Consider the following 19,839-nt stretch of genomic DNA (forward strand, 5'->3'; position numbering starts at 1 on the left):
CCTATTACGGGAGTGCGCCGTGCATCAGGTCGGCGGATTGATGGGGGAGTGGGTAAAGTCCGTTCGGGTCGATGAATCCGATCTCAAGGATGTGCCTGCCGAACTGCACCCCTTCGGAACGCCGGTCGAAACTATTGGCTATATTCAGAACCAAGAAAAATTCGACACACCGGTTCGGCGCGCCCAGATCGAAAACACTGTGATAAAATCCTCGGGTCAGGACGGTGTTCTCATGCCTCCGGGATATGAACATCTGATCGAACCGTTGCAAATGCTAATCGACGATCAGGTAAAAACTAACGCTCTTTACCGTCATTCACGGATTGAGCTGAGCTATCGCCAGAATTTTACCCCCCAGACTCCTAACAGAACAGTTCACGCAGACCCATCAAGAACGCAAAATCCGGTTGAAGAGGATTACGTGTACTTTCTGTCCAACAAACAGGGAACGATCGCTCAGGCCCAGCATGTGAAGAAACCCGAAGACACGCTGAACAGAATGACCCCGGAAGAAATGGTGGAGCAGGGGTTGATGTTACAGGCAAAGCCTTACGAAATGCTTAGAGGACGGCAGAGTACCTTTCATACGCAGGGCGCGGCGGTTTACGAGGGCGGCCGGACCTTTATCCGCGTCATCGTCACCCACCCGGATATTGACTACTTCCGGAATCTTCCTGAAAACGAAAAAGCGGCCTTACCTCAAGACTTCCGTGAAAAACATGGAATAGCAACTTCCCGCCACGATTTCGACCTGCATTAGGTCACGTATCCGAAACCTTCCAGTCGGAAAATCGGCTGAGGGGGATATGATAATAAAGATTGAGCATCTCAACGCCCGGATTATCGTCGCCCCGTCCGCAATTTGACATATGGCTGAAGCTGAGCGCCAGGCGGCTGCCGGAGTCAAACTGATAGCCCATCTCAAACTGCGAGCGGAAAATCAGCGGGTAGAAAAGATCCGCATTGTTATTCCCCGGACTGTAGAGGCCAGCCCCGAAGCTAGGCGTAAGATAAAGATGATCCGTCAGTTTGACATCCACAAGAAACCCGCCCCCGGCCCAGAACGCACCGTCCGCCGTCAAGTCCAGTCCGGCCCACGGCTTGATTTCTTTGATGAAGATTGCCGTATCGGGTCTGTATTCTGCTCGGAAATCGACCGTTTGTCCGTCATCTTCAGGAAAAATGTCATAATAGCCGATCGAAAGGCCAAGAAACCCGCCCGTACCCTCAGCAAATGCTGGGGGAGAGACAAGTAAAGATAATACAAAAGCCAAAAATGAAAATTTTTTCACGTCTTATAAACCTCAATGAATAATATCGTTAAGGAAAAACGCAGAGGAAACTGAAAACAAAAAGGATTTATATGTTGGTATGACTCCTGCGAATCAGAAAATCAAGCGGGAAAATTTTGCCGAGTGAAACTGTATTTTTTGCAGAACGGCCCTTGCGGGTCCGGGGATAAGGGATTAGAAAAAGGAGATAAAAAAGAATAGAGACACCGATGGTCGTTCAGGCTTTTGCCTTTTATCTTTTCGCCGGCATCCTGGTCCTCAGCGCTTTGATGGTCATCACGGCACGCAACCCCGTACATTCAGTCCTTTTTCTTATTCTGGCTTTTTTTAACGCGGCCGGATTGTTTATTTTGCTCGGTGCCGAGTTCATCGGAATGATTTTAGTGATCGTTTATGTCGGCGCAGTCGCAGTACTCTTCCTCTTTGTAGTCATGATGCTGGACATCAACTTCGCCGACCTCCGCAAGGGAGCGATGAGCTACGTCCCCTTGGGCTGCTGTATCGGAGCCTTACTGCTTTTCGAACTAGTGACCCTTTACGGAATGTGGGGGAAATCGGCGACTGTAGAGGGAAACAGAGCGTTTCCGGTCGAAAAGATGGAGAATATGACGAATACGGAAATGCTGGGAACCGTGCTCTACACGGAATATGTCTATGCGTTCCAGCTCGCCGGACTGATCCTTCTTGTCGCGATGATAGGAGCCATCGTTCTGACCCACCGCACCCGCCCCGGCGTCCGTAAACAGAAAATCGCCGCCCAGGTTTCGCGCAAGGCCGAAGACGTTCTTGAAATCGCCAAAGTAACGTCAGGATCGGGGGTTTAGCATGGAGCAGGGGGGCACCATCGGCATTGAACATTTCCTGATCCTCGCCGGGATTATTTTCACAATCGGCGTCTTCGGCATTTTCCTAAACCGTAAGAACGTGATCGTGATCCTGATGTCGATTGAACTGATGCTTCTGGCCGTAAACATTAACTTTGTGGCCTTCTCCGCCTACCTGAACGACCTGACGGGACAGGTCTTTACCATGTTTATTCTCACGGTGGCAGCAGCAGAGGCCGCCATCGGCCTGGCCATCCTCGTCGTCTTCTTCCGCAACAAGGGGTCGATTGAGGTGGACGATATTTCAGGCATGAGGGGATAGGGGATGGAATATCTGGCCGTCTTTTCTCCGCTCTTGGCCTTTCTGATCGCCGGCTTGTTCGGACGGCAGATCGGCGACAGGGGTTGCCAACTCGTGACTTGCGCGGCTGTTATACTGGCGGCTCTGGCCTCTGTAGCCCTCTTTTCCAGCATTATCTTCCATCCCGACGTCCTGACGGATCACAGTTACACCATCGTTATGACCCGCTGGGTTGAATCCGGCGCTTTCAAAGCCGACTGGGCGCTCAGGATCGACCAGCTGTCCGTGGTCATGATGTGCGTCATCAACATTGTCTCCGCCTGCGTACACGTCTATTCAGTCGGCTATATGAGCCACGACCCCGCCAAGGGGCGCTTCATGGCCTATCTCAGCCTTTTCACCTTTGCCATGCTCATGCTGGTGACGTCGAACAACCTCTTACAGTTGTTCTGCGGTTGGGAGGGCGTCGGTCTGGCCTCCTACCTGCTGATCGGCTTCTGGTCGCACAAACATTCCGCCAACGCTGCCGCGCAGAAAGCGTTCATTGTCAACCGCGTCGGCGATTTCGGTCTGGCGCTGGGGGCAATGGGGATTTTTGCCCTGTTCGGCAGCATCACCTTTGATGAAATATTTTCCAACCCCGAACAATACGCGCAGACCAGCGTATATTTTCTGGGCTACAAGGTCCATGCCCTGACAGTCATCTGTCTCTTGCTGTTCATGGGCGCTGTCGGAAAATCAGCGCAACTCGGCTTGCATACATGGCTGCCCGACGCAATGGAGGGGCCAACGCCCGTCTCCGCGCTGATCCATGCCGCAACGATGGTCACCGCCGGGGTCTTTCTCGTCGCCCGTTTTTCCCCGCTCTTCGAATACGCACCCTTCGCCCTGTCGGTCGTCACGGTTGTCGGCGCCTTGACCGCTTTCGTTGCCGCAACCATAGGCATGACTCAGTTCGATATCAAACGTGTGATCGCCTATTCCACGATGTCGCAGCTCGGCTACATGTTCTTCGCCCTCGGTGTATCGGCCTACGGTGCCGCGATGTTCCATCTTATGACTCATGCATTCTTCAAAGCACTGCTCTTCCTCGGAGCCGGATCGGTCATCCACGCCATGTCCGACGAGCAGGACATGCGGAACATGGGCGGGATCAGGAAGGAAATCCCCATCACCTACACCCTGATGTGGATCGGCGCACTGGCCTTGGCGGGAATTCCGCCTTTCGCAGGCTATTACTCGAAGGATATCATTCTGGAGGCCGCATGGGCGGACCAGACAGGGGTAGGGATGTTCGCCTTCTGGATGGGCATTGCCGCCGCCTTCATGACGGCTTTCTATTCATGGCGGCTGATCTTCATGACTTTCCACGGCAAGCCCCGGGCCAGCCGCGAAGTCATGGATCACGTCCATGAATCACCCTTTATAATGATAAGCCCGCTTCTCGTTCTGGCCGCAGGGGCCATCTTTGCCGGCCACCTTTTTTATGGCGGGTTCGTCGGTTCCGCCTACACCCATCACGGCGCGATCAACGAAGCGCTGATCGAAGGTATGGAACACGGCTCCGACCCGCAGAACGCTGGGGATGCCACGCAATCAGTTGATCATGATACCCCGCATGAACAGTCGATGCATAATAGCGAAGGCGGACGAGCCTCGGACGCAGGTCTTAATCCCTGGTCGCGCCAGTTCTTCTGGCAAAAAGCCATCTACGTCCGCGATCAGAACGATACGCTCGAAGCCGCGCACGGCGTTCCAACCTGGGTCAAGCTAATGCCCCTGATCGTCGGCGTTCTGGGCATCCTGCTCGCGTACATCACGTATATTGCAAAGCCCGGTTTGCCTGCCGTCATAGCGTCAAGCCTGCGCCCTGTGCACCAACTTTTCTTCAATAAATGGTATTTCGACCAGATTTACGAGGCGCTGTTCGTCAAAAGCGCGGTCCGACTCGGACGCGTGTTCTGGAATGTCGGTGATAAGGAGTTCATCGACGGCCTCGGACCGGACGGCTTTGCCTATCTCTCCAGAAAGACAGGCAGCGCTTTCAGCCGATTCCAGAGCGGCTTTGTCTACCAGTATGCCTTTGTGATGATGATTGCGCTGGTGGCAATGGTCTCCTGGCTGGTCTTCCGGGTGCAGCCCGCTCAGGGCATCAAGCCCGTCGATTCTCCGGCGGCGGTCACGGCGCCTTTGCTTGAGGAGACGCAGCCATGATGCCGCCCATTCTCTCGATCATGATCGTTCTGCCTCTGATCTGCGCCGCGATGATTACGCTCATCCGCGGCGAGAAGGGCGACGAAGCAGTCATCGAGAAAAACGTAAAACATCTCGCTCTTTTCGGTTCGCTGTTTGTGCTGGCCTTTGCGCTTTATATGATCTCGGGCTTCGATAAGGCCAGCGCCGATTTTCAGTTTGTCGAAAAATTCGTCTGGTTCGCGGCAGTCAACCTCAACTATCACGTCGGGGTAGACGGCATTTCCGTCTACTTTGTTCTCCTGTCGGCGGTTTTAACGCCCGTATGCATCCTGGCGAGTTGGAATTCGATCGAGACGCGGATCAGGGAATACATGATCGCTTTTCTTGTTCTGGAAAGCCTGATGATCGGCACATTCTGCGCCCTCGACACGGTTCTCTTTTACGTCTTCTTTGAGGGCGTCCTGATCCCGATGTTTCTGATTATCGGCATCTGGGGCGGTCCGCGCCGCATCTACGCCTCGTTCAAGTTTTTCCTGTTCACGCTGCTTGGCTCGGTCCTCATGCTGATCGCCCTTCTGGCCCTTTATGTTAAGACGGGCAGCACCGACATTCCAACCCTGATGCACGCCACGACCGATCTTGAATTCCAGAAATGGATATGGCTGGCCTTCTTCGCCAGTTTCGCCGTGAAAATGCCCATGTGGCCCGTCCACACATGGCTACCGGACGCGCACGTTGAGGCGCCGACGGCCGGCTCGGTCATTCTGGCCGGAGTTCTTCTGAAAATGGGTGGCTATGGCTTCCTGAGGTTCTCTTTGCCTATGCTTCCCCTCGCCAGTATGTATTTCGCACCGCTCGTCTTGACACTCAGCGTCATAGCGATCATTTATGCCTCCCTCGTCGCTCTGGTCCAGGAGGATATGAAAAAACTGATCGCCTATTCCTCCGTAGCGCATATGGGCTTTGTCACGCTTGGAATTTTTAGCTTTACCCAGCAGGGAGTGGACGGGGCAATATTTCAGATGCTCAGCCACGGGATCATTTCCGCGGCGCTCTTTCTCTGCGTGGGTGTCGTTTATGACCGGCTTCACACCCGCGAGATTGCCCGTTACGGAGGGTTGGTCAAAAATATGCCCAACTACGCGGTTGTGTTCATGATCTTCATGCTCGGTTCGGTCGGTTTGCCCGGTACCTCCGGCTTTGTCGGTGAGTTTCTGGCTCTGGCCGGAACCTTTCAGGCCAGCACGACATTCGCGGCGCTGGCGGCCACGGGTCTGGTCCTCGGCGCGGCCTATATGCTGCTTCTCTACCGCAACGTGATCTTCGGCCCACAGGTTAATCAAGACGCCGCTGAGTTGGACGATTTGTCTGTTATCGAAAAAATAATCCTCGTGCCTCTGGCTCTGGCGGTGATTTATTACGGCATTTTCCCGACGCAGGTGACGGACGGCATCGCTCCCTCGACGCGGGCGCTTCTCGGCCATTACGAAATGTCGCATCAGCCGCTCGGTTTTAACGAGGCGCACCTTGAAAGTCTGGAAAAAAAGGCGAAGGGCACATGAACGATTTTAGCCTTATTCCTTTGTTGCCGGAGATTCTCCTTGCCGTATCCGCGATGGTCCTTCTGATCCTGGGCGTCTTCATGGGAAACCGTTCGACCACCCTGATCTGCTGGCTGACCTGCGCGGGCTTTGCCGTTGCGGCGTGTCTGATCTTGAATATGCCCGCCGAAAGCCAAACTGCGTTAAACGGAATGTTTATCGCCGATAAATTCTCGGCCTTGTTCAAAATCCTGATCCTGATGGGTTTGATCGCCTCTCTGGCCTTGTCAGTGGAATACCTGCAACAGGAGCGCATGGCGCGTTTTGAATATCCGGTCCTGATAACTCTGGCCGGCATCGGCATGATGCTGATGGTCTCTGCGAACAATTTTCTTTCGCTCTACATGGCTCTGGAACTGCAATCCCTGAGCCTCTACATTCTGGCCGCGTTCCATCGCAGTTCCATTCAATCGGCGGAGGCGGCGATAAAGTATTTTGTTCTCGGCGCACTCTCATCGGGAATGCTGCTCTTCGGCATCTCCCTGATCTATGGATTTACTGGCTCCGTCGATTTTGGGGTCATCCGTGAAACCCTTCTTCAAGCGCAGCCCCATTCCCCCGGCGTGACCATCGGCATGGCCTTCCTGCTGGCGGGACTGGCCTTCAAGATTTCCGCAGTACCCTTCCATATGTGGACCCCGGACGTCTATCAGGGCGCCCCGACTTCCGTAACGGCCTTCTTCGCCATGGTGCCCAAAATTGCCGCCATGGGTCTGCTGCTGCGTGTCCTGACCTATACCTTCTCCCCGGTATCCGGCGAATGGATGCAAATTGTTTATTTCTTGTCCGTCGCCTCAATGGTCGTCGGTGCCTTCGCCGCGCTGGCGCAGGACGATATCAAACGCCTGATGGCCTATAGCTCCATAGGTAACATGGGTTACGCTCTGATCGGGCTGGTCGCCGGAACGCCGCAGGGCGTCGGGGCTGTAATCCTCTATCTCTCCATCTACATGATCATGACCGCGGGAGTCTTTGCCGTCATCCTGTGCATGAGGCGCGAAGGCATCATGGTCACGCGTATCTCCGATCTGTCCGGCCTGTCCCGCAACAGACCTCTTTTGGCCTACGCTATGGCCGCCCTGATGTTCTCCTTGAGCGGCATCCCGCCTCTGGCCGGATTTTTTGGCAAGCTCTTTATCTTTCTGGCCGCGGTGGAGCAGGGGTTGTTTCCCCTCGTGATTCTCGGTGTCCTGAGTTCTGTGGTTTCCGCCTATTATTACCTGCGGATCATCAAGGTCATGTTTTTTGATGAGGCCACGCAAGCCCTTGATCCCGGCATATCCTTCGAAAGGAAAGCCATTCTTCTTTGTTCCGTGATATTCATCCTCGGCTTTATCGTAAAACCCAATTTTCTGGTCGATAGCGCCATGAACGCGGCCAGTGCGCTCTCCTCATCGTCAAAAGCCGAGTGATGAGCGTTAACTGGCGAATTGAAACCTACGAAACTTTGGAGAGTACGCAGGAGACGCTCAGGGAAGGGTTGAAGCAAAATCCGGAGGAGGGTTTTGTGATACAGGCGATCCAGCAGACTCGCGGCCGCGGGCGTCAGGGCCGTCTCTGGTTTTCTCCGCCTGGAAATCTTTACCTGTCCGCTCTTTTGAAACCCGAGGGCGACCTCTCACTTGTAGGCCAACTGTCCCTCGTGAGTTGCCTGTCGGTCTGCAAGGCCTTGGAGAAAATATACGGCCAGGATCGGAATTTTCTCCTGAAATGGCCCAACGACATCCTCCTTCACGGCAGGAAATGCTCAGGAATATTGTTGGAAACTGAAACAGGCCGGAACGCGGAGGTCAAGGCGGTCATCCTCGGAATCGGCATCAACATTTTATCCGCTCCGGCGGAAGTAGGGATTGCCCTTGAAGACGCCACGGGTATAGGCGTACCACTCGCCTCCATACGGGATACGGTCCTGCAAATTCTGGCGCACGATTACACCCTCTGGCGGCAGGAGGGCTTTGCCCCGTTTCGCAGGCAATGGCTTGAAAAGACTGTTCCCGCCCAAACGGTCATGAGCGTAGGGCAAGGGAACTCACTGAAATCAGGGATGTTTCAAGATATCGACCCGAAGGGAGGGTTGGTTCTGAAAACCCCGGACGGCAGAAACCTGACCGTCACCTCGGGGGAAGTCCTTTTTATGTAATGCCAGTCTCTTTTGAATATGCTATACCCTGCCCATGTTAATGGCCATCGACATCGGAAATACCAACACGGTCTTTGCCCTTTTTAAAGGGGACAAGGTCGAGCACTTCTGGCGCTGCCGGACGGATACGGCGCGTTCCGTTGATGAATACGCAGTCTTTTTGCGTCCCTTGTTCGATATGGCCGGAGTGGAATGGTCCGACGTCAGAGACGTCATGATTTGCTCAGTAGTGCCTGAGGCGGATTTACATATCGAGCGTTTTTCAATCAAATATCTTTCAAGAAAGCCATTTTTTGTAACGGCAGCTTCTGTCAAAGGGGTAAAAATTGATCTGGACAGGCCTGCAGAATTGGGAGCCGACCGCATCGTCAACGCCGTCGCGGTGGTTGAGCATTACCGCACCCCGGCGGTCGTCATTGATTTTGGAACGGCGACGACTTTTGATGTCATCGACAACCACGGAACCTACAGAGGCGGCGTGATCGCGCCCGGCGTCCGCCTGTCCATAGAAGCCCTGCACAGCCGCGCCGCGAAACTGCCTAAGGTCAGCATCCAGAAGCCTCCGGCGGTCATCGGCCGTAATACCGTGGACGCCATGCAGTCCGGTATGTATTGGGGCTATATCGGCCTGATCGAGGGAATAGTGCGGCAAATACGAGAAGAGATAGGTGCGGAGCTTTTTGTTCTGGCCACCGGCGGTCTGGCCGTCCTTTATGCAGAGGGGACAGAGATTATCGAGGAGGTGGACGAACACCTGACCCTCAAAGGTTTGCTGAAAATTTATCAGGACCATAAGAGTAAGTAATAATGCCGTCAAACCGCTTGCTTAAAAAGGACGGCCTTTATTTTATCCCCTTGGGAGGCAGCGAGCAGTTCGGCATCAACCTGAACATCTATGTCTGTAACGGGCAGTTTCTAGCCGTGGATTGCGGGATGGGGTTTGCCGATGAGCGCTTTCCGGGAATTGACATAGTCCTGCCCGACCCGGCCTTTCTTGAGCAGAATAAAAAGAAGCTCAAGGGCATGATTATCACCCACGCCCATGAGGATCACATCGGTGCAGTGAGCCATTTATGGCCCCGGTTCGAGTGTCCTCTCTACGCCACCCCGTTCACAGCGGTGGTCCTAAGAAAAAAGCTCGAAGAAGCCGGAATTTATGACGCTAAAATAAACGTGGTTGACCCGCTCATGAAGGTTCAGATCGGAACCTTCGGGGTTCAGTTCATCCCCGTCTCGCACTCGGTGCCCGATAGCTGCGCCTTGATGATCCGCACCGAACATGGCAACATCCTGCATAGCGGCGACTGGAACCTTGACCCCAACCCGGTCGTGGGCCTGAAGACCGAAGATAAAACTTTTAAAAGCTTGGGCGAGGAGGGGATCGTTGCCTACATAGGAGATTCCACTAACGCGCTTGTCCCCGGATTTTCCGGCTCCGAGCGGGACGCCTCTAAAGGGCTTTACGAAGAATTCAAAAACCGCAAAGGCCGGATCGCCGTAACCCTCTTTTCCTCGAACATAGGCCGCATGGTCAGTATAGCCGAGGCCGCCCACAAGACCGGCCGCCATGTGACCGTCGTTGGGCGCTCCCTGCACCGCATGGTTGCCGCCGCGCAGGAATGCGGCTATCTCCGCAACCTCAAGGAATTCGTATCCGAAGAAGATATCGGATTTTTGCCGGACGAAAAGACGGTATTGATCGTGACGGGATCGCAGGGTGAATACCGCTCCGCATTAGCCCGGATCGCACGCGACGAACACCCTTCCGTGCATTTATCGAAGGGCGATACGGTGATTTTCTCAGCCCGCGCCATACCGGGGAACGAACGTAACATCAACGCGGTAAAGAACAACCTCGTAGCCAAGGGTATACATATCATATCGCCGGGTGAAACAGACAATACCATCCATGTGTCCGGTCATCCCTGCCGTGGCGAGATCGAGCAGATGCTGCAATGGACCCGTCCGGCCTGCGTCATCCCGGTTCACGGGGAAAGATTACAGCTGGAAGCCCATGCGGGACTGGCCCGGGCCTGTCAGGTGCCGCAAACTGTCGTTCCTTCGAACGGATCGCTCATCCGTCTGGCTCCCGGCCCGGTCGAGGAAATCGCCAAGGTTGAAACAGGCCTTTTGGCCGTTGATCAGGATCGTCTGATCCCCTCAGGTGACCCCTCCATCATAGCCCGCAGAAAGCTGCAGTATACCGGGGCGGTCCACGCCTCTCTTCTGCTGTCGTCAGGCGGAGAAATTTTAGGAGACATCTGTCTGGACATGATCGGCCTGACCGACGGCCGCAATCCCTCAAAACTTGAAGACGATATCTTTGCCGAGATTGAGGAAATCGTCGCTGACATCGCCGAAGGACCGCGCCTTGATGAGAATGCCGTCGCCGAAGAAGTCCGCATCTGCCTGCGCCGCTTTTTGCACAACCGTCTTGGGATTAAGCCGAAAACCACGGTCCACGTCCTGCGTGTTCCCGAATCCAGAGGCAAAACAAAGTGACCGTATTTTCAGGAATCGTCGTTTTTACCTGCATCTGGTGGACGGTGATTTTCTGCGTCCTGCCGTTGGGCATGGCTCGCGAGCATGAACCTCAGGATCAACTCTCCGCCCCCGGCGCTCCCTCAGACCCGCAACTGAAAAAGAAACTGATCCTCACGACGGGCATAAGTATTATGTTATGGCTTATGGCCTTTGCCCTGATCGAGTCCGGCTGGATCGACTGGCATGAACTGGCGACGCAGAAATACGGATAACCGCATGAAAACTATTAATTATGTAGCCTTTTTTGCCTTGCTTTGTCTGTCGGGCGTACAGGCGTACGCTGAAGACAGTGAGGCAAATCCAAAGAAAAACATCTGCAGGGAAATGGAACAGCATCAAACGGCCGGAGCCGACTACGTCCCCGGCGTGGATGTGGATGGAAACGCGGTCGTCCCCGCCGATCTGGAGCAGCAGGTTCCGGCCGTCTTCGATCCTGTAATCATTCCCATAACCGTCGATCTGGCCGAGCGTTACGGCTTGACCTTGCCTGCGGGCGTAGAACTCAAGCCGGAAGTCGCCTGGATGGAAATTTACCGTGATGGTCGGGTGCTCTTTAATGGTGAGGATATGCAGGGACGAGTGAAAGCCGCCTGCCTTCTGGAAAACACTGAAAACCCGCCGGAACAGGATGGACAGCCAAGCCCCGATCCCTTAGTCTCTGGCGGTAATTAAGAAAAAAGTGCCGGAGCGTCAAAGAGATGAATAAACCCGCCAAAGCCGCGATCAGAACCGCCATCACCCCGACAAGGGCCGAGGATTTTCCCGAATGGTACCAGCAGGTCATCAAGGCCGCCGATATGGCCGAAAACTCCCCCGTGCGCGGCTGCATGATCATCAAACCTTACGGTCTGGCGATCTGGGAGAACATGGTCCGTATTTTCGATCCGTGGCTGAAGGATTACGGCGTTCAAAACGCCTCCTTCCCGCTGCTTATCCCCGTCAGCTTCCTCTCCAAGGAGGCCGAACACGTGGACGGTTTCGCCAAGGAGTGCGCGGTCGTCACGCATCACCGTCTGGAGATGGGTGAAAACGGCCTCGTTCCGACCGGAAAGCTGGAGGAACCTTACGTCATCCGCCCGACCTCGGAGACCATCATCGGCGACGCCATGGCCCGCTGGATTCAGTCCTACCGCGACCTGCCCCTGAAGCTCAACCAGTGGGGCAACGTCATGCGCTGGGAAATGCGGACGCGGATGTTTCTCCGCACATCCGAATTTTTCTGGCACGAGGGCCACTGCGCGTTTGAAAACGCGGAAGGCGCCAAAAGCGATTGCCTGACCATTCTGGATTTTTACGAAAAATTCTTCCGCGACTACTGTGCCTTCACAGGGTTCAAAGGAGTGAAAACCCCCGAGGAACGCTTCCCCGGCGCCGACGAAACCTATTCCTTTGAATCGATCATGCAGGACGGCAAGGCTCTGCAGGCCGCCACGACCCACGATCTGGGCCGAAATTTCGCCAAAAGCTGCGACATCAAATATCAGGGCCGCGACGGCAACGAGCATTATGTCCACACCACAAGCTGGGCCTTTAGCACCCGCGTCATTGGCGGCCTCATCATGATGCACGCCGACGATGACGGCCTCATCATGCCCCCCCGCATCGCCCCGCATCAGGTCGTAATCCTTCCGGTCCTGAAAGACGATGGCACAACGCCGCAGATTATGGAGTTCTGCACAAACCTGACGGCAAAACTCAAGGCACAGGGCATAACGGTTAAACTGGACGAACGTGAAATGCGAACCCCGGACAAAATGTGGGATGCTGTCAAAAAGGGCGTCCCCGTGCGCGTGGAGATCGGCGGCCGCGAGGCGCAGGATCAGGCCGTAACCTTCGTCCGCCGCGATCTCGGTCGGGAATCGAAAACAACTCTGCCCGCAGACGCTTTCCTGAAGGAGATTACAAAAACTCTGGACGCGATCCATGACAGTATGCTGGACCGTTCAAGAAAATTCCACGCCGCCAGCCTGACGGAGGGCAAAACGGTCAGCGACATCAAGGAGTATTTCGCGTCTGGAAAAACAGGACTTGTGAAAGTCCCCATCGAAGTGCTGAACGACGAAAAACTGGCAGATGTAAAAAGCGAATATGGCCTCTCGGCGCGTAACAAACCCTTCGAGGACGAGGGACGCAAGGTTCTCTTAGGCCGGGCATACTAACTGTAAGAGCAACAAGTCTCCCGTCAAAGGAGGGCAGGCGGTAACAAATGTTTTCCAGATTTGAACGGATGGTTGCCTGGCGCTACCTGCGCTCAAAAAAGGCGGAAGGCTTCGTCTCCGTCATTGCCGGATTTTCCTTTATGGGGATCCTTCTCGGGGTAGCCACGCTTATTATCGTCATGTCGGTGATGAATGGCTTCCGGGAGGAACTGTTTGGCCGGATTCTCGGTCTGGGCGGCCACATGAACGCCTATTCAACGTCAGGCAAGCTCTACGATTACGAAATGCTCGTCGCCAAACTCAAGGAAATAGACGGCATAAAAAGCGTGACCCCCGTCATAGAAAGCCAGTCCCTGATGACCACGGCGGAAGGGCAGGCGAACGGGGTCATGGTCCGCGCCCTCAGTCAGGAGGATTTCTCCGCCCGCGACATCCTCTTCAACGGCATCAAGCAGGGGGAAATCGGCAACTTCGTCGAAGGCAAGATTGCGGTTGGGACAGTTCTCGCCGACCGCTACAAACTCAAGCCGGGGGACAAAATCACGCTGATCTCACCCGAAGTCAAAAGCGGTCCCTTCGGCAATATGCAGCGCAAAAAGACTTATGAAGTCGGAATTATTTTTGACGTCGAAATGTACGAATATAACAGCGGCTTTATCTTCATGCCTCTGGCCGCGGCCCAGAAGCTTTTTAATTATGGCGAAGGGGTCAGCTCTCTGGAAATCTTTCTCACCGACGCCGACAGGCTCGATGAAATCCGTCAGGCGGCGGAAATAAAGATCGATCCGTTCGCAAAAGTGTATGACTGGCGGGATATGAACCGCAGCTTCTTTAACGCCCTCAATGTCGAACGCAACGTCATGTTCCTGATCCTCAGCCTGATCATCCTCGTTGCCGCCTTCAACATCATCTCGTCCATGATCATGCTCGTGAAGGACAAAGGCCACGATATCGCCATCATGCGGACCATGGGCGCGACCCGCCGTAATATGCTGAAAATCTTTATCCTGACGGGCGCCAGCATCGGCTTCATCGGCACATTCTTCGGCGCGGCGCTCGGAATTTCCTTCGCGTTGAACATCGAGTCCATCCGCAAATGGATTGAAAGCATGACGGGCTATACGGTCTGGGATGCCGAAATCCGCTTTCTCTCCGAAATTCCGGCGGTGATCGACTGGAACGAGGTGATCGCCGTCATCGCCATGGCCTTCTTCCTGTCCGTAGCGGCGACGCTCTATCCGGCCTGGCGGGCGGCACGTCTCGACCCCGTCGAAGCGATGCGGTATGAGTAGGGGGCAGGCGATGTACGAACCCGGCGTTCTCTCCTCCATCTTCGACCGCCACAGCATGGTCACGGGAACTCTGGAGTCTGAACCGACCACGTTGGAAACGAACAAGCTTTGGAAAAGTTCAGGCGTCTTCCGTATCCGAAAATTTAAACGCACGGAGGGCGACATTTTATTGACCGTTCAGGGTCTGGAAAAGCGCTACCAGCAGGGCAACCGGACCCTGAATATTCTTCAGAAACTGAATCTTCGCCTCCGTGGCGGGGAAATCACGGCACTAGTAGGGCCAAGCGGATCGGGGAAATCGACGCTTTTGCATATATTGGGCCTTCTCGATACCCCCACGGGTGGCCAGATCATTATCGGCGACCAGATCGTCGGCAAGATGAACGACAGCGCCCGCACACGCCTGCGAAACAAATCAATCGGCTTTGTCTACCAGTTCCACCATCTGCTGCCGGAATTCACCGCTCTCGAAAACGTCGCTATGCCCCTCATCATCGGGGGCACGAATATGCGTGAGGCCAAAGACCGGGCGGAGGAATACCTCAAGGCCATGGGGCTGGCCGAACGCGTCAAGCACCGTCCGGCGGAACTGTCTGGCGGCGAGCAGCAGCGCGTGGCGATTGCCCGCGCCCTTGTCAATCAGCCCAAGCTGCTTTTCGCCGACGAACCGACTGGAAATCTGGATCCTGAAACCTCGCAGGAGGTTTTTGAAATCCTGATGGAACAGGTCCGCAGCCGAGGCATCGGCGCCCTCATAGCTACGCACAACATCGCCCTGGCTGAGGAAATGGACCGGATACTGGAACTCAAGGGCGGCAAGCTGGTGCCGTACTAGGCGCAGTAGTGATTTCTGAGGAAAAGCCCTTTCGGTGGTCATTCAGTGAGGCATTCAAAGCATACCTCCGGGCGCTTGCTTGCGATTGCGGATTAGAAAATCTTCTCCGCCAAAATCTGAAAAAATCAGGTGTTGCTTATAAAGAAATCGTTTCCGCAGATACAAAAACGACCGTCCTGATTGCAGGCCCACCCGAAGGACAGCCGCTTCTTCTCCTTCACGGCACCCCCGGCAGCGCCCTGAGTTGGTGGAATTTTCTTAAAAGGCCTGGAATTTATCAAATCATAGCCGTTGATAGGCCAGGCTTTAGCCCGGCGAACAGGGCTATCCCTGATCCAGTGCGCGATTACAGCATTTTGAGCGCGATTTTAAAATCAGTAAGTCAAAGTCAGCAGGCCATCCTAGTCGGCCACTCCATGGGGGGCGGTTTGGCGGCAAAGTTAGCGGCAGATCACCCCGAAAAAGTCAAAGCATTGGTCCTGATCGGCGCCTCTCTCGATCCCGGTCTGGAGCAAATAAAACCCATACAAAAAGTGGCGAAGAAAGCACCCCTGAAACTACTAATTAACCGTTCCGCCCGCAACAGCAACGAGGAGCTAATAAAATATCCAGAGTTTTTAGAGCGCCTTTTGCCCGAACTGGAAAAGATAAAATGCCCTGTCTTGGCAGTGCACGCGCGGGATGACGGGTTAGTCCCATTTAAAAACGTAAGCTTCATGGAAAGAGAATTTAAGGGAGCACGCATTTTCAATAAGCTGTTGTTTGAGCATGGAGGGCATGACCTACACAGGTATAAAGACAGAGAAACACTGAATGAAATCGGAAAAATTTTTAATCCGCGTATTTGCTTTTTGTCTTCAAGGGATACTTGCGGTCAAGTTCACGGTATTTTTCCTGTGACTCATCCAGCAAATCACGCATCTGGGCAAACTCGCGCAACTGTTCAGCCAGCCTGTCTGCTTCTTCCTTGGTAAGTTTTCTGTCGTTCGGTGCCTTGTCCATGCACGAACAGATTACCTCTTTTTATTTGCAGATAGAAGAAAAAGCTTCATACAGAAGGCTTGTTTGGCTAGCATAACCCCGCAATCTTCTCGGATTCACATGTCGCCGCTGCAAAACAGCGGAGACATTGAGGTTTTGTTTGATGCCAAGCTCCAAGTTTATCCACCTTCACACCCACTCGGCCTATTCTCTGGCAGAGGGGGCAATTACGACTAAAGACCTGGTCAAGCTTTGCGTGGCTGGACGGATGCCGGCCGTTGCGGTGACAGATACGAATAACCTTTTTGGGGCCATGGAGTTCGCTACGGAAGCAGTCAAGGCCGGAGTGCAGCCGATCCTTGGGGCGCAAATAGCATTGGGTGCTGCGGGGCATCAACTTGTGCTGCTCGTGCAGAATGAAAAAGGCTACCGCAATCTTTCAAAGGTTCTCAGCGATACCTATATGAACAGCGGCGACGTGGGGCAGTTCAGCGTAAGTCGTGAAACGCTGTTCTCTCACGCCGAAGGGTTAATCTGTCTGACAGGCGGATCAAAGGGGGAGATCGCTCAGGCGCTGCTCCATCATCGCCCGGAAGAGGCAAAACAGTCCTTATTGGAACTTTCCAAAAACTTCCCGGGCCGTTTGTATATAGAAATCCAGCGTCATGGCTGGCCGGAAGAGGAGGCGGTCGAGGAATCTCTCCTCGCGCTAGCATACGAAAACGACATACCGATCGTAGCCACGAATGATTGTTACTTTAGGGACCGCGAGGCCTATGAAGCCCACGACGCCTTGCTTTGCATCGCCGAAGGACGCTATATCAGCGAAACCGGGCGCCGCAAGGTGACACCCGAACATTATTTCAAATTCTCGCAGGAAATGATTGACCTGTTCGCGGATATCCCCGAGGCGGTGAACAATACTTCTGTCATCGCACAGCGTTGCTCCTGGCTCCTGAAACCCTCGAAAACGATCCTTCCCGCATTCGCGTCTGCAAACGGCCGCAGCGAGGCGGATGAATTGCGCGAACAGGCGCGGGCGGGTCTGGAAGGGCGCTTGGAAAAATTCGTGTTTGAGAAAATGCAAAGTAAGGATCAACGCGAGGCCGTCGCCAAACCCTACCGCGACCGTCTGGAGTTTGAGTTGAAGACGATCAACGACATGGGATTTCCGGGATACTTCCTTATCGTCTCGGATTTCATCCGCTGGGCGAAGGATCAGAACATCCCTGTCGGTCCGGGCCGCGGCTCGGGTGCAGGGTCAGTGGTGGCATGGGCTTTGAAAATTACCGATCTTGATCCGCTGGCGCTGGGGCTTCTTTTTGAACGCTTCCTGAATCCCGAGCGTGTCTCGCTGCCGGACTTCGACGTCGATTTCTGTCAGGACCGCCGCGACGAAGTCATCCGTTATGTACAGAAGCGCTACGGCCATGACCGCGTGGCCCAGATTATCACCTTCGGAAAATTACAGGCCCGCGCTGTGGTCCGCGATGTAGGGCGTGTGCTGCAAATCCCCTACGGGCAGGTGGACCGCATCGCCAAACTGATCCCCAATAACCCCGCCAACCCGGTCACGCTCGAACAGGCTCTGGAGCAGGATCAGGAACTCAGGAACGAACGCAACCGCGACGACACGCAACGAAAACTTCTCGATATCGCGCTGCAGCTTGAAGGCTTGTATCGCCATGCCTCGACCCACGCGGCCGGCGTTGTAATCTCGGATCGGCCTCTGCACGAGGTTGTGCCCCTCTACCGCGATCCGCGCTCGGATATGCCTGTCACCCAGTTCAATATGAAGGCGGTCGAGCAGGCCGGACTGATTAAATTCGACTTTCTGGGTCTGAAAACAATGACCGTGATCCAGAAAACGCTGGATATGCTCAAAGCCAAAGGCAAAAAAATCGAAACGCTTGATATTCCCTTGGACGATCCAAAATCCTACGCTTTAATGTCTGCAGGAGATACGGTTGGCGTCTTCCAGCTTGAAAGTGCGGGGATGCGCGACACGCTCCGCAAGATGAAGCCCAACCGCTTCGAGGATATCATCGCGCTGGTCTCCCTCTACCGCCCCGGCCCGATGGACAATATTCCGAAATACATCAGCGTTAAGGAGCAGAAGGAGGACGCCGACTACCTCCATCCCGTCCTTCGCCCCTATCTGGAGGAAACCTACGGCATTATGATCTATCAGGAGCAGGTCATGCAGGCCGCGCAGTCCTTGGCGGGCTATTCACTGGGCGGGGCGGACCTCCTGCGCCGGGCCATGGGTAAAAAAATCAAGGAGGAAATGGATGACCAGCGCGAAATGTTTCTCAGGGGCGCGAAGGAGAATAATAACGTCGGCGCGGACCAGGCTTCCTTTATCTTCGAGCAGATCGCCAAATTCGCAGGCTACGGTTTTAACAAATCCCACGCCGCGGCTTACGCCCTGATCGCCTATTGGACCGCATGGCTGAAGGCCAATTATCCGCAGGAATTCATGGCCGCCTCCATGACCTATGATAAGGGAAACACGGACAAGCTGGCGCTGTTCAAACAAGACCTCGACCGCATGGGGCTGCGCGTCAAGCCCCCAGACATTAACAAGTCTCAGGCGGATTTCTCGGTGGAGGAATCATCGGTTCGCTACGCCTTGTCGGCTTTAAAGGGTGTAGGAGAGCAGGCCATGCAAACCCTTGTGGTTGAGAGAACAAAAAGCGGCCCATTCAAGTCTCTGGAAGATTTCGCGCAGCGGATCGACCCGAAAACCATGAACAAAAGGCAGTTGGAGCAAATGGCCGCTGCCGGGGTTTTCGACAGCATCGAACCGGATCGTGCCCGACTCGTAGCAGGCGTGGAGACAATTCTGCGCTATGCTCAGTCGGTTCAGGAAGAAAGAAGCAGCGGGCAGGTCAGCCTCTTCGGGGATTCAGGCGGAGGAGCCTTGGGAATGCCGGATTTGCCGAAGGTGGACCGTTGGTCGCCGCTGGAGCAACTGGCCCATGAATTCGCGGCCGTGGGATTTTATCTTTCGTCCCATCCGCTTGATTCAAGGCGCTCACAACTCGAGCGCCTGAACATTTTGAGTTTTGCCGAACTGGAAAACCTGATGCGCGAGAAGCCAGCAGTGCGCGTCAAAATGGCCGGGGTGCTGCTGAAGAAATCCGAAAAAGTTTCCCAGAAGGGCAACCGTTACGCCTTCCTCCAGCTTTCTGACCCGACAGGCGTCTACGAAGTCACTCTTTTCTCTGATATTCTTCATGCCAGCCGTGAAATTCTCGAACCCGGCCAAACCCTGCTGCTGACGGTCGAGGCAGAACAGCGGGAGGATCAACTCCGCCTGACCTGCTTCGGTCTGGAGCGGCTTGATAATCTGCTGGAAACGAAAATCAGCGAGATCGTGATTGATCTGGAGAGCGCGGCACCTGCCAGCAGATTGAGCGATTTTTTAAAAATAGAGGGGGCCGGCCAGACGGCCATCCAACTCCGAATCGCTCTGGGAAGCGGGAAAACCGCTGTGCTAAGCCTTCCCGGACGCTGGTCTCTCAGCGCTCAGGCCCGAGATATTCTGCGGGTTCAAAAGGGTGTTCTGCGGGTCGCTGAGCATTAATTAACCCCTTTATGCTAGACTTGTTTTTTCTTGCATTACGGCGGTTTTCGCTGTAGAAACGCCCCAACGTAAATTCACATGCGGG

The 19,839-nt window shown here is 54.5% G+C and carries 17 protein-coding genes; 16 read left to right on the plus strand and 1 reads right to left on the minus strand.

Annotation, left to right across the window (positions count from 1 at the left end; all coding sequences use genetic code 11):
- Positions 1-19 precede the first annotated feature (19 nt).
- Positions 20-760, plus strand: a complete 741-nt coding sequence (locus IPN28_08190) for a hypothetical protein (GenBank protein QQS56276.1) — start codon at positions 20-22, stop codon at positions 758-760.
- Position 761: 1 nt separating this feature from the next.
- On the opposite strand, the gene IPN28_08195 is transcribed toward IPN28_08190, so the two are convergent.
- Positions 762-1,292, minus strand: a complete 531-nt coding sequence (locus tag IPN28_08195) for an acyloxyacyl hydrolase (GenBank protein ID QQS56277.1) — start codon at positions 1,290-1,292, stop codon at positions 762-764.
- Between the two features lie 209 nt (positions 1,293-1,501).
- On the opposite strand from IPN28_08195, the gene IPN28_08200 reads away from it, so the two are divergent.
- The 15 genes from IPN28_08200 (at position 1,502) to dnaE (ending at position 19,754) form a co-directional block, all read left to right on the plus strand.
- The gene (locus tag IPN28_08200) at positions 1,502-2,116 is read left to right on the plus strand and encodes an NADH-quinone oxidoreductase subunit J (protein QQS56278.1); all 615 of its coding nucleotides are present in this window, start codon (positions 1,502-1,504) and stop codon (positions 2,114-2,116) included.
- Position 2,117: 1 nt separating this feature from the next.
- Positions 2,118-2,438, plus strand: coding sequence for an NADH-quinone oxidoreductase subunit NuoK (gene nuoK, locus IPN28_08205; GenBank protein QQS56279.1), 321 nt, complete (start codon positions 2,118-2,120; stop codon positions 2,436-2,438).
- Between the two features lie 3 nt (positions 2,439-2,441).
- Positions 2,442-4,631: an NADH-quinone oxidoreductase subunit L gene (gene nuoL, locus IPN28_08210; protein QQS56280.1), complete on the plus strand. Its 2,190-nt coding sequence runs from the start codon at positions 2,442-2,444 to the stop codon at positions 4,629-4,631.
- Entirely contained in the window at positions 4,628-6,175 is a 1,548-nt protein-coding gene (locus IPN28_08215; protein QQS56281.1) for an NADH-quinone oxidoreductase subunit M, read from the plus strand. Before nuoL ends, IPN28_08215 begins: the two co-directional genes overlap by 4 nt.
- Positions 6,172-7,626, plus strand: a complete 1,455-nt coding sequence (gene nuoN, locus IPN28_08220; GenBank protein ID QQS56282.1) for an NADH-quinone oxidoreductase subunit NuoN — start codon at positions 6,172-6,174, stop codon at positions 7,624-7,626. Before IPN28_08215 ends, nuoN begins: the two co-directional genes overlap by 4 nt.
- Complete coding sequence (locus IPN28_08225; GenBank protein QQS56283.1) at positions 7,626-8,354, plus strand: biotin--[acetyl-CoA-carboxylase] ligase; 729 nt, start codon at positions 7,626-7,628, stop codon at positions 8,352-8,354. Before nuoN ends, IPN28_08225 begins: the two co-directional genes overlap by 1 nt.
- Positions 8,355-8,388: 34 nt before the next feature.
- Positions 8,389-9,159, plus strand: a complete 771-nt coding sequence (locus tag IPN28_08230) for a type III pantothenate kinase (protein QQS56284.1) — start codon at positions 8,389-8,391, stop codon at positions 9,157-9,159.
- 2 nt (positions 9,160-9,161) lie between these two features.
- Positions 9,162-10,856: a ribonuclease J gene (locus IPN28_08235; protein QQS56285.1), complete on the plus strand. Its 1,695-nt coding sequence runs from the start codon at positions 9,162-9,164 to the stop codon at positions 10,854-10,856.
- Positions 10,853-11,110 carry a DUF1467 family protein gene (locus tag IPN28_08240; protein QQS56286.1) on the plus strand — a complete coding sequence of 86 codons (258 nt, stop codon included), beginning with the start codon at positions 10,853-10,855 and terminating at the stop codon, positions 11,108-11,110. The genes IPN28_08235 and IPN28_08240 overlap by 4 nt, the downstream gene beginning before the upstream one ends.
- Before the next feature lie 112 nt (positions 11,111-11,222).
- A complete protein-coding gene (locus IPN28_08245) occupies positions 11,223-11,570 on the plus strand; it encodes a hypothetical protein (GenBank protein QQS56287.1) in 348 nt (115 codons plus the stop codon).
- Between the two features lie 26 nt (positions 11,571-11,596).
- On the plus strand, positions 11,597-13,057 hold the full coding sequence (locus IPN28_08250; protein QQS56288.1) for a proline--tRNA ligase: 1,461 nt from the start codon (positions 11,597-11,599) through the stop codon (positions 13,055-13,057).
- A gap of 47 nt (positions 13,058-13,104) precedes the next feature.
- Complete coding sequence (locus IPN28_08255; protein QQS56289.1) at positions 13,105-14,349, plus strand: lipoprotein-releasing ABC transporter permease subunit; 1,245 nt, start codon at positions 13,105-13,107, stop codon at positions 14,347-14,349.
- A gap of 55 nt (positions 14,350-14,404) precedes the next feature.
- A complete protein-coding gene (locus IPN28_08260) occupies positions 14,405-15,184 on the plus strand; it encodes an ABC transporter ATP-binding protein (protein QQS58573.1) in 780 nt (259 codons plus the stop codon).
- Between the two features lie 8 nt (positions 15,185-15,192).
- Entirely contained in the window at positions 15,193-16,158 is a 966-nt protein-coding gene (locus IPN28_08265) for an alpha/beta hydrolase (GenBank protein ID QQS56290.1), read from the plus strand.
- 170 nt (positions 16,159-16,328) lie between these two features.
- The gene (gene dnaE / locus IPN28_08270) at positions 16,329-19,754 is read left to right on the plus strand and encodes a DNA polymerase III subunit alpha (protein ID QQS56291.1); all 3,426 of its coding nucleotides are present in this window, start codon (positions 16,329-16,331) and stop codon (positions 19,752-19,754) included.
- Positions 19,755-19,839 lie beyond the last annotated feature (85 nt).

It is taken from the genome of Alphaproteobacteria bacterium, from assembly GCA_016699735.1.
Taxonomy (GTDB): Bacteria; Pseudomonadota; Alphaproteobacteria; order Micavibrionales; family Micavibrionaceae; genus JAGNKE01.

Bases quoted from the DNA above. Each gene is read 5' to 3' on its own strand.
- nuoK (QQS56279.1), top strand. From the start codon at position 2,118: ATGGAGCAGGGGGGCACCATCGGCATTGAACATTTCCTGATCCTCGCC.
- IPN28_08255 (QQS56289.1), top strand. From the start codon at position 13,105: ATGTTTTCCAGATTTGAACGGATGGTTGCCTGGCGCTACCTGCGCTCA.
- nuoL (QQS56280.1), top strand. From the start codon at position 2,442: ATGGAATATCTGGCCGTCTTTTCTCCGCTCTTGGCCTTTCTGATCGCC.
- IPN28_08200 (QQS56278.1), top strand. From the start codon at position 1,502: ATGGTCGTTCAGGCTTTTGCCTTTTATCTTTTCGCCGGCATCCTGGTC.
- IPN28_08260 (QQS58573.1), top strand. From the start codon at position 14,405: ATGGTCACGGGAACTCTGGAGTCTGAACCGACCACGTTGGAAACGAAC.
- IPN28_08225 (QQS56283.1), top strand. From the start codon at position 7,626: ATGAGCGTTAACTGGCGAATTGAAACCTACGAAACTTTGGAGAGTACG.
- IPN28_08250 (QQS56288.1), top strand. From the start codon at position 11,597: ATGAATAAACCCGCCAAAGCCGCGATCAGAACCGCCATCACCCCGACA.
- IPN28_08235 (QQS56285.1), top strand. From the start codon at position 9,162: ATGCCGTCAAACCGCTTGCTTAAAAAGGACGGCCTTTATTTTATCCCC.
- IPN28_08245 (QQS56287.1), top strand. From the start codon at position 11,223: ATGGAACAGCATCAAACGGCCGGAGCCGACTACGTCCCCGGCGTGGAT.
- nuoN (QQS56282.1), top strand. From the start codon at position 6,172: ATGAACGATTTTAGCCTTATTCCTTTGTTGCCGGAGATTCTCCTTGCC.
- IPN28_08215 (QQS56281.1), top strand. From the start codon at position 4,628: ATGATGCCGCCCATTCTCTCGATCATGATCGTTCTGCCTCTGATCTGC.
- dnaE (QQS56291.1), top strand. From the start codon at position 16,329: ATGCCAAGCTCCAAGTTTATCCACCTTCACACCCACTCGGCCTATTCT.
- IPN28_08230 (QQS56284.1), top strand. From the start codon at position 8,389: ATGTTAATGGCCATCGACATCGGAAATACCAACACGGTCTTTGCCCTT.